Raw genomic sequence first — 14,178 nt, forward strand, 5'->3', positions numbered from 1 at the left:
CTAGTCACTTCCTTCCTGCGTATGTATATTTTGTTTCATTTCAAAAAGCTTTTGCAAAATCTGAAGAGAATCATTTAATTGAATGAGTTCTTCATTAGATAATTGTCTGAATAAATCGGAGAACAATTCTCCAAAATATTTTTCTTGAATCACAGGATATTGCTCTAATTTTTCTTTGTCTTTGGTTAGAGCAACCCAAACCACCCGCCTGTCCTGTTGATCGCGCTGCCGTTCCACCAAGCCATTTCGCTCTAATCGGTCGACAATCCCGGAAACAGTACTATTCGATAAGTCTATCGCTTTACTAATTTCTCCAATCGTCTTTGGGGTGTTCCGAATTACATCGAGAACAATTGCCTGTGGAACGGTAATTCCACACTTTGACAATTCATGGGTAACGATGGATATAAAAGCTTTGTTATTTTCCATTAATAACCTGGGTATGTTCTCCATGATCTCCATAAATTTCTAAACTCCTTTTAAATAAATCCCCGAGAAAATATACTTCCTACAAGGTAACATCATACTTTGCCTAATAGTTCGCGTCAAGAAATATTTGTGTTAAAAAATATTAAATTTCTATAAAGTTATTTGTGGGGAGGAAATAAAAGCATGGTGCCTGTCAGATAATAAAGTTTGGAAACTAATTTAAAGTCCGGGAGGTCCTCATGAGACTGTGGATAATTCGATTTTTGCTCGTAAACATCTTTATTTTCAGCCCATTTTCCTGGAATTGTATTCCTTTTCCTCAGCCCTTTGCAACTGCAGCACAGGATACGCCAACAGTAGATAACCAAAAGAAAGGAACAGAAACCTATCGCTACCGATCTGGTCGTCGCAGCTTTCGGCCCACACCGACCCCAACACCAGCTCCAGGTTACAGGGCCCCGACACGAACTACTCCAAATTATCAAACTCCACCAAGAAGAACTGGATTTTTTGGGGGATTAGGATCGTTTTTTGCAGGTGCATTTCTAGGGAGCATGCTGTTTAGCCCTTTTTTCGGCGGTGGCTTGGGTCACTTTTCCTTCCTTGGCTTGATCATTGATGTTCTGGTTCTTTATCTCATTTTTAAATTGGTCAGGAGACTCTTTCGTCGGACATAAAATAGAACTATCATAGATTTCTAGTGAAAAGATCATCTATAATATAGAAAAGAAAAGGAATATCATACCACTGCGAAATTCAATGATAGAGGGTTTATTCATGAAAATCAAATTGATCCGGCGATTTTTTATCATTCGTTTAGCCCTGTCTTTTATTTTCGATTATTGGAGAATTGTTTTTTTGAAAAAACGACTAGAAGGGGATCAGTTGGAAGAGGCCGTAAGCCGTGTTTCCGCCAATGCCGGCAAACGGATGCGCAATACGGCCTTTCGTCTAGAAGGGATTATTGTTAAAGTAGGGCAGTTTTTAAGCACGAGGGAGGATCTCTTACCCAAGGCATTCACAGAGCAATTAACCGATCTTCAGGATACCATGCCACCTGTCCCCTTTTCGAAAATGAAACCATATATAGAAAAGCAATCGAATCACCGTTTAGATTTTATTTTTGGTCGATTCGAGGAAAATCCGGTCGCTTCTGCTTCGCTTGCGCAAGTTCATAAAGCCATATTAAAAGATGGTTCTGTAGTTGCTGTCAAAGTAATCCGACCGAATATAGAGAAAATCGCAAAGGCTGATTTGGATTCACTTGGTCTAATGGCTAAAATAACGAAACTATTCCCTTCCTTGCGGAGAAAGATGAACTTCGTCCAGCTACACCAGGAATTTTCGGAAACCATCCTGCGTGAATTAGATTGTCGCCAGGAACTAATCCATTTGCAAAGATTTGCAGCCATGTTTGCAAATGACTTGAGAATAAAAATTCCTTATGCTTATGTGGAATATACAACAGAGCGGATACTTGTTATGGAATTCATTGAAGGAACCCGGGTTACTGAACTTCCTAAACTTCATTCTTTAGAAGTCGATGCCACAGCAATCGCAAAAACATTGCTTGAAGCTTACTTTTTGCAACTTTTTGTTTACGGCTTCATCCATGTAGATCCTCATCCAGGAAATTTACTTATCCTTTCAAATCATCAGATCTGCTTTCTAGATTTTGGCATGGTCGATGAGCTAGATTCAGAAGAAGTGACCTTATTTCGCCGGCTGTTCCAAAGTATCCTTTTAGGGGATCTGAATGTGATAATGTCCACACTTAAGCAGCTGGGCTTTGTTACCCAACAGGCAAACCAAGAGGCTGTCCGATCCGTTATTCGGCATATGCTTGATCGCTTTTCGGACGTAGATCATCCAAGTGATGCTACCATAGGACTCGCGTCATTGCTTCGAAATAACGATCTTCAACTCCAAGCGAAATATATGTTTTTACTGCGGTCAGTGGGATTTATGCTGTCCACGTTAAAACGATTGGCTCCAAACATCCCAATCTTCGAGTTGCTCATTCAAGTTGGGCCAGTGGTGTTTAGCAGAGTAAGGGAAAAATAATCAAAACTAGCGGAGTTTTTTTCGTTATGCCTTCACCTCTTTCATCGAAAAAGAACCAACCCTCCCGGATTTGGTTCTTTTTTTATATATGATCACAGTGCAAACATTGACGAAATTAATTGCTACATTTATTATTGCTATAGCATCTAATTTTAAAAAGGAGGGAATTGCTTGATTCTGGATGATTCATTAGGATTTATTTTAAACAATGCCGGGCGGAAGGTAAGTCAGCTGCTTTCCCTTCGTTTTCAACCCTATGACATTACAACAGAACAGTGGACTTTATTAAATCGGTTGATTGAAGAAGATGGGATCAGTCAGAAAGACTTAGCGAAGCGTGTGGAAAAAGATCAGACAAACGTTACAAGAATTTTAAATCAACTGGAACGGAAAGGATTAGTAGATAGAGAAACCAATACCCAAGACAGACGTTCCTTTTTAACTTTTGTGACAGAAAAGGGAAGAAAATTAAACGAAACGCTCATTCCTATTGAAAACCAAGTTGTAAATTCCGTGTTAGAGGGACTTACGAAGAGTCAGGTTAAGGAATTAGCAAGAACTTTGATTCACATCACTGATAAGGCAAATTTCCACATCCAGAACGGAGCGAATTAAATTGAAACAAGAAACGATATGGAATCGTGATTTTATTGGTATTTGGCTGAGCAATTTTTTAACTTTCATGACCTTTTATTCCCTTGTAGCTACACTACCCATTTTTGTAATTGATATTTTAAAAGAAGGAAAAGAGCAAATTGGACCAGTTATGACCTCCTTCCTCCTCGCAGCTGTCCTATCTCGTCCACTTGCTGGAAGATGGCTCGATCAGTTTGGTCGGAAGAAAATTTTAATCGCCTCCCTAGCCTTATTGCTAGCCTCAACCGTTGGCTATCTGGCAGTGAAAGGCTTTTTTATTTTGCTCGCGCTGCGTTTTTTGCATGGTCTGGGTTTTGGCGTCGCAACAACTGCTACCGGCTCAGTTGCTGCTGATTTAATCCCAGCAAAACGAAAAGGGGAAGGCATTGGTTATTATGCTCTTTCTATGAATACAGCCATGGTGTTTGGACCTTTTCTTGGACTTACACTTGTCCAAACCTTTAGCTTTTCGGTGTATTTAGTCGTTATTTCAATCTTTTCCATTGTTTCCTTTTTAGTCGGAAGTATGGTTAAAACACCTATAATTGCCGAAAGCAAAAAAGAGAAAAAATCTCTCCATTGGAAAACCTTCATAGAACCGAATGCTGTCCCTATTTCCCTGGTTAGTCTCCTTTTATCTTTTGCCTATAGCGGTCTATTAACATTTATTCCGGTCTATGCCCTTGAACTTGATTTAAGTTCTTATGCTGGCATGTTCTATCTTGTCTATGCCGTTATGATGCTGGTCACAAGACCTTTTACAGGTAGAATGTTTGACCGATTTGGCGAGCATGTCCTCGTTTATCCGTGCATCATTTTATATGCTATCGGATTAATCGCCTTAAGCCAGGCAACAACTCCATTCTGGTTTTTATTCTCTGGGGCCATCATTGGTTTAGGCTTTGGTACCTTGTTCCCTTGCGTTCAAACCATTGCCATCATGGCTACACCGCCAGCTCGCAGCGGACTGGCAACCGGGACATTCTTCTTGTTTTATGACATTGGAATCGGTGTTGGTGCTTCCATCCTTGGGACGATTGCCTCTGTAACGAATTATCAGGAAATGTACCTGATTTCTGCGGTGCTTGTTGCTGTTACAGCCCTTGTCTATTACGCGGTTTACCATAGATCCGCTTCGAGGAAAAAGGTGGAGGAATTGCAGCTCGACGTTTAGGATAAAGTTAAGGGCTATTCAATTGAATAGCCCTCCTTTTTAATTTAAGCAGATTTATTAATGGCTCTTTTTAAGGTTGTTACAATAAATTGGAAATCCTCTTCAGTTATCGAAAGCGGCGGTGATAAGGCCAGAATATTGCTAAATCCTACTACGGTATCTCCATTTTTCCCAATGATTAAACCATTTTCTTTACAGTCAGCAATTATCCTAGCTAATCGATCCGGGTTTGCTGGCTCCCTAGTATCCTTATCCTCGACCAACTCAATTCCCAATAATAAGCCCATTCCGCGAATATCTCCCACATTGGGATGCACAGCTATCTCTTTCATTTCCTCCCGTAACCGCTCTCCTAAAATACGTGAACGTTCAACAAGGTTTTCCTTTTCATAAATCTCCAAATTTTTCAACGCCAAAGCACAAGCAGCAGGATTCCCACCAAATGTATTTACATGCCGCAAATAACCAAATTCCTCTGAATTCTTAAAGACCTCATAAATATCCTTACGTACAGCGGTCGCAGAAAGGGGTAAATAACCGCTTGTAATTCCTTTGGCCATTGTTACAATAGCCGGTTTTACAGGAAAATTCATATGACCAAAGGGTTTCCCAGTACGTCCAAACCCACAAATGACTTCATCCATTATCAAAAGTACACCATATTGATCACAGATCTGCTGCACCTTTTCCATATACACGGGGTGTGGTACAATAACTCCTCCGCCAGTAATAATTGGTTCCATAATTATACCAGCTACTGTTTCCTTTCCTTCCCAAATAATCATTTCTTCAATGGCTTCGGCACAATGGAGGTTAAATTCCTCTATGGTCTGACCTGCTGGACGACGATAGCTGTCCGGGGGTCGTACATGTAAAAAACCAGGGACCAATGGCTCATATTTATACTTTCTTGGCGATTGACCTGTTGCAGCCAATGCCCCCATGGTATTTCCATGATATCCCCTATAACGTGCAATAAATTTATAACGGTTATATTCTTTCTTTTCCTGAAAATATTGACGAGTAATTTTAAAAGCTACCTCGTTTGCTTCTGACCCACTGTTCGAGAAAAAGATCACATAATCCCCTCGCAACCATTCATTTAATTTTTCCGCTAATGCGATAGCGGGTAAATGGCTTTGGGTTAAAGGGTAATACGGCATTGTCTTTAACTGTTCGTATGCTACTTCGGCTAATTCGGTACGTCCATACCCTACATTTACACACCAAAGTCCTGACATACCATCTAAATATCTGTTACCATGAATATCGGTAATCCATGCACCTTCAGATTCTACAATTACCATTGGATCTTTGGTTTCTCTGTAAGGGGTCATATGATGCCATACAAATTTTCGATCCTTTACTAGTATCTCATCCTTATGGTTAGTCATCCCAGTCCTCCATATTTGTTACTGTGATCCTATGCTATTTAACAGACTGAATTCGATCGTATAGATCTCCCCAAATATCTTCATATTTCTTGGCTACAGCAGCCCCAGCAGGCATGAACTTTTCTTTCTCCGGTTCAATTATAGTCATCCCTTTTTCTTTCAACTCATTTACAACCTTTTCCTCGGCAGCGATTGTAATCTCATTGTTATACTTACCGGCCTCTTTAGCAGCATCCATCAAAATTTGTTGTTGCTCAGGTGTTAGTTTCTGATAAACAGAATCACTAATTGATATCATAAAGTTTGCAATAATATGGCCCGTTAACATTAAATAATCTTGCACCTCGTAAAAGGCGGATGAATCGATCGTAGTAACAGGGTTTTCTTCACCATCTACAACACCTGTTGAAAGAGCAGTGTATAATTCGTTAAAATCAACGGGAGTTGCTGCAGCCCCCATAGCTGATAATCCGTCTTTTTGTATAGCAACTTCCGGAACTCTTATTTTCATCCCATTTAAATCATCAGGTGTTTTAACTGGTTTATTAGCCGTTAAGTGACGTGTTCCATAATACCAAAATGGATCTAGTACTCTAATCTGCCTCTCCTTTAACAACTCATCCGTCAATTCTTTACCAATTTCCCCATTCATGACCTTTAAAGCATGATCCATATCTCTATATACATAAACAAGTGAGCTAATTTGTAATTTCGGGAAAATTGTTCCATATGCACCAGCCACGATTACTCCCATATCCTGTGATCCCAATGATATTTGCTCAAGCATATCTTTTTCATTACCAAGTTGTGAGGAGGGAAAAACCTGAACTTCTATCGTACCATTTGATTTCTCTGCGACGATTTCAGCAAATTTTTTTGAAGCTAGATCGACTGTGTGGTCCACTGGCAAAGCGTGCCCTAGCTTTAAAACTACCTTTTCAGTCGGTTGACCCGTATTGGAGTCATTGCCTTGGCTAACTGTACTTTGTCCGCAACCAGCTACCATAACCAAAGAGAACGCTAACAAACCAGCAAGACACTTTTTCATTAATTGGTCACCCCTCTCAGATGAATAATTCTTTATTTTTCAGTACTATCTTCCCATCAATTTCAACCGTCGCATTTTTCATTACCATATCGTAATGTCCTTTGGCTTCAACCACGCCGCCAATGTAAGCATTGGTCCCTAATGCAATATGAACGGTTCCAAATACTCCTTCGTCACTTAGCATACTATTTTCTAACTCACACTCCGGATTCAACCCAATGCCAAATTCTCCTACCTTGTAAATATTTCCGAGTTCATCATCTCTTTTTTGTAAAATTCCCTTAAACTTCTCCGCTTCCTTTCCACCTTCAATCGATACTGCCCTTCCTTCTTCTATTGTTACAATTACCGGGGTAGTCTCAATCAGACCGACACCGGGAATACTACCATCTATAATAAGTGTTCCTCTACCTGTTCCCTCTAAAGGAGCAATACTTGATTCAATACAATGTGCTGCCGAAATATCTTTGGTATTAGCAAAGCCTGTTAAAGCTCGGCCATTTCGCCCCTCAATGGAAACCGTAAAATCTGTACCCTTTTCAGTAGTAACACGAACCAACTTTCCATTAGTTAACAGTTCTTGTAATCTCTCAGCTTTTGGTCTCAATCCAACAAAATCGGCGGTTAATCCCTTGCTCAACAATATATTTTCGTGTGCTTCGGGAAGGATCAAAACACGGGCTCCAGCTTCCTGTGCTTCAAAACGAGCACGTGTATGGGCAATATTGTACCTAGTTGGTGCGATGACGACATTCACATTCTTCATTGCAGCGGCTACCGCTTCAGGTAAAGCTGCCCCGTGAGTATCACGTGTGACCATTGACATAATGATTGGTTCTGCCTTCAGAGAATAAGCGACCGATGCCAAAGCAGGTGCTATATCTTCCTGAGTTGAAAAATCGGTTAGAATGAGAACCTTTTCTCCCTCTTTCACTCCTGCTAATACCTTTACTAATGCTGTTGCCGTTTGAGACATTAAAACTTGTTTCATGATAAAATCCCTACCTCTCTATTATTTAAAATTTAAGAAAACACATTGTTAGGATAAGAATAGTCTTGGTATAAAGGTTACAATTTGTGGTATGAACGTAATTAAGATCAACACACCGACTAAAGGAATAAAAAACGGAATCGTTGCCCTGATGACCCTATCTAGTGGTACTTCAGCAATTTGGCTTCCTAAAAATAGGCACAAGCCTACTGGCGGTGTAATTAGACCTATGGCAAGTGCTAATGACATGACAACTCCAAATTGAACTAAATCAATTTGAAAAGCATTTAATGTCGGCAAAAGAATAGGAACTAAAACAATCATGATGGCTGTGGCATCCATAAAACAACCTAATAATAATAAAAGGGCCAATAACATAATCCATATAATCAAAGGGTTATCGGTTAAGCCGAAAAATGCTTGTGCCATAAGCTGTGGGATCTGCATTTTTGCGAGCATAAAACCAAAAGGAGAAGCTACCCCAATAATTAGTAGAATAGATCCAGTAATAATAGAAGTCCGGAGAAAGATTTCATAGAAGTCTTTCCACTTTATTTGCTTGTATACTACCGTTCCAAGAATTAACGCATATAATACAGCCATTACCGAAGCTTCAGTAGGTGTAGCGATACCTAAAAAAATTCCACCCAAAATAATTGCAGGGGTTAATAAAGGAAAGAACGCTCTTTTAAAAGTAATCCAAAGTAATTGGGAACTAGCTCTTTCTTCTCTAGGATAATTCCGTCGAACAGCTAAAACATAAACTAAAATCATCATACTTAGTCCCATCAATATCCCAGGAATTATTCCTCCAAGGAATAGTGCACCTGTGGAGACAGAAGCCAATGAGCCATAAAGAATAAAGTTAATACTTGGCGGAATGATTGGCCCTATTGTTGAAGAAGCTACTGTGACAGCGGCAGCAAATTCTGGATCATATTTTTGATCTTTCATTGCTTTAATTTCGACTGTCCCTAAACCCGCTGTATCAGCAACAGCAGCACCAGACATTCCAGCAAATACCATGCTAGCAACTACGTTAGCGTGACCTAATCCCCCACGAATATGTCCTACGAGTGCTTTAGCAAAATCAAAAATTCGATTCGTAATTCCCCCGATATTCATCAATTCTCCTGCTAAAATAAACAAGGGAATTGCCATAAGGGGAAATGAATTAGTCCCTGCTATTAGCCGCTGTGGAAAAATAATTAAATCATTATCTCCTAAGAGAAATAGTGTTATCCCTGTCGACGCAAGCACAAAGACAATTGGAATCCCCATAACGAGTGTCAAACCGAATAATAGAAAAACTAATAACATAAACTACACTCACCTTTTATCAATATTTAATATTGGCGGTATTGAATTAAACGAAGCAAAATAAACAAACACCCTATGGGAACTGCCGAGTACACGTAACCCCATGTTATAGGTAATGAAATAGCTGAAACCGTAGCCATTTTTAGTGATAACATAGTCCCTTGGTAAATTAGGATTAGTAACATCCCTACTACCAAAACTCCTCCTAAAGTAGAAAACATTTTTTTTAGGGAGGGCGGCATCCTATCTAGAAAAAAATCAACTTTTATATGCGCCTTTCTTTTTATTCCAGCGCTTGCCCCAAAAAATACTAACCATATCATTAGAAAACGTGCCAATTCTTCAGCCCAACTTAAAGGGGAATCTAAGAAGTAACGTGTAAAGACTTGTAATGATGTAACAATTACAATTAAAGAGAGAACGACTACACATAAAACTTCTTCTAGGTTTTTAAAGAGTTTTCCCATCACAATACCCCCCATTCAATTCTTGTATAAAGATTCACCTCTTACTTCCCTTTAAATTGGGGTTGTTGTTTTTGGAAGAAAGATTCGATAGCATGTTTATGATCCCATGTTGCCTGACACTCAATAAAGCGGTCTAATTCCATTGACATAGCCTCACCCCATGTCATATCCAAAGTCTTTTGGATTGCATCCTTTGCTTTTCGTACGGCTATTGGTGCCCTAGAAGCAATTAACTGTGCCCATTCCATCGATTGTTTTAGTAGTTGGTCGTGTGGTACAACGGTATTGGCCAAGCCCATCCGGTATGCTTCTTCTGCTGTAACAGTCCGTCCCGTGAGTATAATGTCCTTTGCACGAGCTTCTCCTAACAAGCGAACCAACCGGTTAGTACTTACTACTAAGCCAACTTTTACTCCCGCAGCACATAATTTTGCCCGCTCTGACATAATCCGAATATCCGAGGCAAGAACTAATTCAAACCCTCCCCCGAAAGCATAACCGTTGACTGCTGCAATAACTGCCTGTGGCATTTCATTTATAATATCGTAAACACGACAATCTTCTTGGAGGAACTTACGCACTGTTTCATTTGTTAGTTCCCCTTCTTCATTTAGATCTGCACCCGCACAAAATGCTCGGTCCCCATCTCCCGTTAAAATAATGACGCGAATATCCGAAGTTTTTAGTTGTTCCATAAAGGGTATAAATTCCTCACGAAATTCCTTCGTGAGAATATTCATGGGAGGGTTGGTGATTGTAATGGTACAAATAAGTCCTTGGGTTTCAGTTTTAATCAGATGATTCACTTTTAAATTCCCCTCTCACGCAATCCCATTTTGACGCATCCGCTTAATTTCCTCATTTTCAAATCCTATTTCTTGTAAAATTTCCTCAGTGTGTTCCCCTAGTAATGGAGCAGGGCTTTTAATTTCCCCTGGTGTTTCGGATAACTTGACTGGAATTCCAAGCGCTTTTATGGATCCTGCAATGGGATGCTCTAGATTGGTAACCATTTTTCTAGACAATGTATGTTCATCACATAAAGACTCAGCATACGTTTGAATAGGACCAGCCGGAATACCTGCATCTTCAAATTTCTCCATCCAATAAGAACGTGTCTGGTTCTTCGTCTGCTCCTCCACAAGAAGAATCAACTCTGATAGGTTTTTCAATCGAACCGTTCCATCAATAAATCGTTCATCATATGGCAAGTTTGGTAATCGGATAATCTCACAAAATTTAGGCCAATGATGCGGAGCATCTGCTCCTACCGTAAAATACCCGTCACTAGCCTTAAAAGCCTGATAAGGGGTTGAAATCCGATGACCACTGCCCGTTGGTTGGGGAATTTGACCAGAATACCAATACTCCGTACTCTCCCATACAGACATCGCTATACCCGCTTCGAAAAGAGATGTATCAACATACTGCCCTTTTCCTGTATGCTCACGAGCTAATAAAGCAGTCAAAATCCCATAACAAGCAAACATACCTGCTCCTAAATCGGTAATTGGCAAACCGCATTTCACTGGATTGCCACCTCTCTCACCAGTGACACTCATAATACCTGTCATCCCTTGGGCAATTAAATCATAACCTCCCCGATTCGAATAAGGTCCGGTTTGCCCGAAGCCTGAAATGGAACAATACACGATACGAGGATTAATTCCGCTTAGGGTTTCATAATCTATCCCGAGGCGTCTAACCACACCAGGTCGGTAGTTTTCTACGACCACATCAGCGGTAGTAGCTAATTTATGAAATAATTTTTTCCCCTCTTCTGTTTTTAAATTAATAGTCATTCCGCGTTTGTTGCGGTTCACGGATAAGAAAGCACCACTCTCTCCGTTAACAAAGGGAGGACCCATTTGTCGTGTGTTTTCCCCTTTCCCCGGGGGCTCTACCTTGATCACATCTGCACCCATGTCGGCCAACAGCATGCTGCAATAGGGTCCCGCCATCACTTGAGTTAAATCGATAACTCGAATATTTTTTAATGCTATCACGCTTTAATCACTCCCTTTTTTTCAAAGCAGCTTTAATGTTTAATATTCAGTCATCTATATCTAAAGCAAAGTCCATGCCAATATCTTAATTATCAGAAAAAAGTCTTTTAAACCTGTACACAAAAAGGATGACAAGAATTTGTCACCCTTTTTCAACGCCTTAAAATTTGCTTATTTAATTTTTTAAATCGCATTTTGCAAAATAGTTATTATATGCTTTTAACTAATAGGCTCATAAATTCAGGTAATAAACGGCTTTGCATAATGCGAATGCATTTTTGCATTTTGCAAATCGTCATTTTGTAATTTTATTTAGTTTTCTATATAAAGTAGCCAAATTAATCCCTAATGCATCAGCAGCTTTTTTCTTTCCTTCTAAATCTGAACCAAATTTCTCTAAAGCCTTATATATCATGTTTGTTTCCATAACCGCTAAAGACATAACCGTATCCGATTGGATTTCAGTGGCATTCACAAAGTTACGTATTCTCTCCGGAATATCCTCTATTTTAATCCAATGGTGATTTGCCATATGTACAGCATATTCTACCGCATTTTGTAATTCTCTTACATTACCCGGCCACTGATATTCCATCAGACTTCTTTCTGCTTCTTTAGTAAACCCTCTCACTTGCTTTCCCGTGATATTTGCATAATGCTCAACAAAATATTGCAGGAGCAAGGGAATATCCTCATGTCGCTCTCTTACTGGAGGAAGATTCAGAGGAATAACATTTAATCGATAAAATAGATCCTCTCTAAATTCCCCTTTGCTAACCATTTTCTCCAAATTTTTATTGGTTGCAGCTATAATCCGGACATCAATTTCAATCGCTTCATTTCCACCTATCCGTTCCACTTTTCGCTCTTCCAGTACACGCAAGATTTTCACCTGCAAATGAAGAGGCATATCTCCAATTTCATCTAAAAAAATAGTCCCTCCGTTTGCCATTTCAAATTTTCCAGGTTTACCGCTTTTCTTTGCACCTGTAAAAGCGCCTTCTGTATAACCAAACAATTCACTTTCTAGTAAATGTTCTGGTATGGCGGCACAGTTAATTGCGCGAAAGGATTTATTTCTACGTTGACTTTCTGCATGAATCGAACGGGCAAAAAGCTCTTTACCTGTACCACTCTCGCCAAGTATAATAACTGTTGCATTGCTATAGGCGATTTTCTTAGCCTTAACTTTTACCTCGGTCAAGGCCGGACTGTTACCTAGAATACAGTCAAAAGTAGATGTGTCATTTTCAGATAACATATTAAAGATATATTGTTGGACTGTACCCAAATCTTTAAATGATGTAACCGCACCAATTATGTTCCCGTCATTACTTAAAGGGGTTGCACTTCCTACAACTCTTACCTTTTTCCCATTAATTTCGCAAGAATATTCTTCGTCATTAAAACCCCTTCCAGATAAAAGGACGCTATTAATAGGATGGTTAGGCAAAAAAAACTCTAATTTTTCTCCTATAACCTGTTCTCTTTTCAAACTGAAAATTTTTTCACCAGATCGATTTAGTTCTATTACATGTCCATCCTTATCTACAGCTAAAACCCCTTCATACATCGACTGTATAGTTACGTTTAGCATTTGAGACAATGATAGATATTCCTCGAGTAATGACTTTGCTGCTATTTTACTACTAATTAAATCAGCCATTTTCCCTATGTAATTGGATAAAATTTCATGTTTTTCTCTTAATTCTTCCTTCTGAACATCATTAAATGCAGTTAAGCTAATAACTCCAACAGCTTCCCCTTGGTGCATCAAAGGGAATGAAAGATCAAATTTTTCAGGGCAATCCCCCCATAATGAGCAAGGCCGACATAGTTCATGGAATCCTGGTTCAAAGTTATAAATAGCTTTTTTGGATGATAGAACACCAGAAACAATAAAACCTCTTACTGTTTCCCCTACCCTAGCATGGCTGCCTCCACCCGTTGAGGCTACAACAGTTTTGTTTTTATCATATATAATTACTTCAAGGTTAAGGACAGATTTAATGGCTTCTGCAACTAACTTAACGTCCTCCTGCAACGCGAACAAAACGGACCTTTCCACCATCCTTTCCTCCTTAGAAAAAACTATTATAATTATTTTAACATACCATTATATATAATCTAAATATTTTGTTATTTTTGTGAATTAATGTTTAAAGAAGATTTAGTTGGCGGAACGCTTTTCTTTCAACATTATATAAAAATGATAGCAGAAATACCCCGCTATCATTTATTATCGGATTTAAATTTCGTAATCTCTACGCATCCTTCCAAACACGCAAAACATATCCGCCGCACCCACACTGATCAATCATTCTAAAATGGATATGATCTTTAAAATGGAGTGTCAACACCTCGGACAGATATTCCGTTGGATCACCTAGTCCACCGGGGGTAACTAGGTTTACAAAACATCCGACCTCTGTTTTTTCTATCGCATCAATACCATCTTGAATAATTAATTCCACATTATTTTCATATTCTCCATGTTCAAGGTCAATCGACCAGTCCTTTTTCAAGATAATCCACCTGCTTTCATTATATTGGATTACGAACTTTTAGGGAGATCTTTGCAAAAACTGCACTCTCCTGGGTAATCTTTTAAAAGTCTATAAAGAATTACCGTATGGACAATAATCACAA

The 14,178-nt window shown here is 39.3% G+C and carries 14 protein-coding genes; 4 read left to right on the top strand and 10 right to left on the bottom strand.

The window, feature by feature from the left end:
- Positions 1–462, bottom strand: coding sequence for a MarR family winged helix-turn-helix transcriptional regulator (locus tag J2Z37_RS06760; protein WP_209809451.1), 462 nt, complete (start codon positions 460–462; stop codon positions 1–3).
- A 206-nt stretch (positions 463–668) separates the two neighbouring features.
- On the opposite strand from J2Z37_RS06760, the gene J2Z37_RS06765 reads away from it, so the two are divergent.
- The 4 genes from J2Z37_RS06765 to J2Z37_RS06780 all read left to right on the top strand — a co-directional run bounded on the left by J2Z37_RS06765 (position 669) and on the right by J2Z37_RS06780 (position 4,303).
- The gene (locus J2Z37_RS06765) at positions 669–1,106 is read left to right on the top strand and encodes a hypothetical protein (RefSeq protein ID WP_209809452.1); all 438 of its coding nucleotides are present in this window, start codon (positions 669–671) and stop codon (positions 1,104–1,106) included.
- Between the two features lie 100 nt (positions 1,107–1,206).
- Entirely contained in the window at positions 1,207–2,493 is a 1,287-nt protein-coding gene (locus tag J2Z37_RS06770; protein ID WP_209809453.1) for an ABC1 kinase family protein, read from the top strand.
- 171 nt (positions 2,494–2,664) lie between these two features.
- Positions 2,665–3,108, top strand: a complete 444-nt coding sequence (locus J2Z37_RS06775) for a MarR family winged helix-turn-helix transcriptional regulator (protein ID WP_209809454.1) — start codon at positions 2,665–2,667, stop codon at positions 3,106–3,108.
- 1 nt (position 3,109) lies between these two features.
- On the top strand, positions 3,110–4,303 hold the full coding sequence (locus J2Z37_RS06780; protein ID WP_209809455.1) for an MFS transporter: 1,194 nt from the start codon (positions 3,110–3,112) through the stop codon (positions 4,301–4,303).
- 44 nt (positions 4,304–4,347) lie between these two features.
- On the opposite strand, the gene J2Z37_RS06785 is transcribed toward J2Z37_RS06780, so the two are convergent.
- From J2Z37_RS06785 to J2Z37_RS06825, 9 genes are all read right to left on the bottom strand, one after another.
- Positions 4,348–5,697, bottom strand: coding sequence for an aspartate aminotransferase family protein (locus J2Z37_RS06785; RefSeq protein WP_209809456.1), 1,350 nt, complete (start codon positions 5,695–5,697; stop codon positions 4,348–4,350).
- Positions 5,698–5,731: 34 nt separating this feature from the next.
- Complete coding sequence (locus tag J2Z37_RS06790; RefSeq protein ID WP_209809457.1) at positions 5,732–6,745, bottom strand: sialic acid TRAP transporter substrate-binding protein SiaP; 1,014 nt, start codon at positions 6,743–6,745, stop codon at positions 5,732–5,734.
- Positions 6,746–6,761: 16 nt separating this feature from the next.
- The gene (locus tag J2Z37_RS06795) at positions 6,762–7,736 is read right to left on the bottom strand and encodes an aminopeptidase (protein WP_209809458.1); all 975 of its coding nucleotides are present in this window, start codon (positions 7,734–7,736) and stop codon (positions 6,762–6,764) included.
- A gap of 48 nt (positions 7,737–7,784) precedes the next feature.
- A complete protein-coding gene (locus J2Z37_RS06800; RefSeq protein ID WP_209809459.1) occupies positions 7,785–9,056 on the bottom strand; it encodes a TRAP transporter large permease in 1,272 nt (423 codons plus the stop codon).
- A 26-nt stretch (positions 9,057–9,082) separates the two neighbouring features.
- Positions 9,083–9,523, bottom strand: a complete 441-nt coding sequence (locus tag J2Z37_RS06805) for a TRAP transporter small permease (RefSeq protein WP_209809460.1) — start codon at positions 9,521–9,523, stop codon at positions 9,083–9,085.
- A gap of 41 nt (positions 9,524–9,564) precedes the next feature.
- Positions 9,565–10,329, bottom strand: a complete 765-nt coding sequence (locus J2Z37_RS06810; RefSeq protein WP_209809461.1) for an enoyl-CoA hydratase/isomerase family protein — start codon at positions 10,327–10,329, stop codon at positions 9,565–9,567.
- Between the two features lie 15 nt (positions 10,330–10,344).
- Positions 10,345–11,529, bottom strand: a complete 1,185-nt coding sequence (locus tag J2Z37_RS06815; protein ID WP_209809462.1) for a CaiB/BaiF CoA transferase family protein — start codon at positions 11,527–11,529, stop codon at positions 10,345–10,347.
- Between the two features lie 295 nt (positions 11,530–11,824).
- Entirely contained in the window at positions 11,825–13,597 is a 1,773-nt protein-coding gene (locus J2Z37_RS06820; RefSeq protein ID WP_209809463.1) for a sigma-54 interaction domain-containing protein, read from the bottom strand.
- Between the two features lie 196 nt (positions 13,598–13,793).
- Positions 13,794–14,054, bottom strand: coding sequence for a CGCGG family putative rSAM-modified RiPP protein (locus tag J2Z37_RS06825; RefSeq protein WP_209809464.1), 261 nt, complete (start codon positions 14,052–14,054; stop codon positions 13,794–13,796).
- Between the last annotated feature and the right edge of the window lie 124 nt (positions 14,055–14,178).

The sequence above is a fragment of the Ammoniphilus resinae genome (assembly GCF_017873965.1).
Classification (GTDB): domain Bacteria; phylum Bacillota; class Bacilli; order Aneurinibacillales; family RAOX-1; genus Ammoniphilus_A; species Ammoniphilus_A resinae.

Bases quoted from the DNA above. Each gene is read 5' to 3' on its own strand.
- J2Z37_RS06795 (WP_209809458.1), bottom strand. From the start codon at position 7,736: ATGAAACAAGTTTTAATGTCTCAAACGGCAACAGCATTAGTAAAGGTA.
- J2Z37_RS06770 (WP_209809453.1), top strand. From the start codon at position 1,207: ATGAAAATCAAATTGATCCGGCGATTTTTTATCATTCGTTTAGCCCTG.
- J2Z37_RS06790 (WP_209809457.1), bottom strand. From the start codon at position 6,745: ATGAAAAAGTGTCTTGCTGGTTTGTTAGCGTTCTCTTTGGTTATGGTA.
- J2Z37_RS06785 (WP_209809456.1), bottom strand. From the start codon at position 5,697: ATGACTAACCATAAGGATGAGATACTAGTAAAGGATCGAAAATTTGTA.
- J2Z37_RS06760 (WP_209809451.1), bottom strand. From the start codon at position 462: ATGGAGATCATGGAGAACATACCCAGGTTATTAATGGAAAATAACAAA.
- J2Z37_RS06805 (WP_209809460.1), bottom strand. From the start codon at position 9,523: ATGGGAAAACTCTTTAAAAACCTAGAAGAAGTTTTATGTGTAGTCGTT.
- J2Z37_RS06800 (WP_209809459.1), bottom strand. From the start codon at position 9,056: ATGTTATTAGTTTTTCTATTATTCGGTTTGACACTCGTTATGGGGATT.
- J2Z37_RS06765 (WP_209809452.1), top strand. From the start codon at position 669: ATGAGACTGTGGATAATTCGATTTTTGCTCGTAAACATCTTTATTTTC.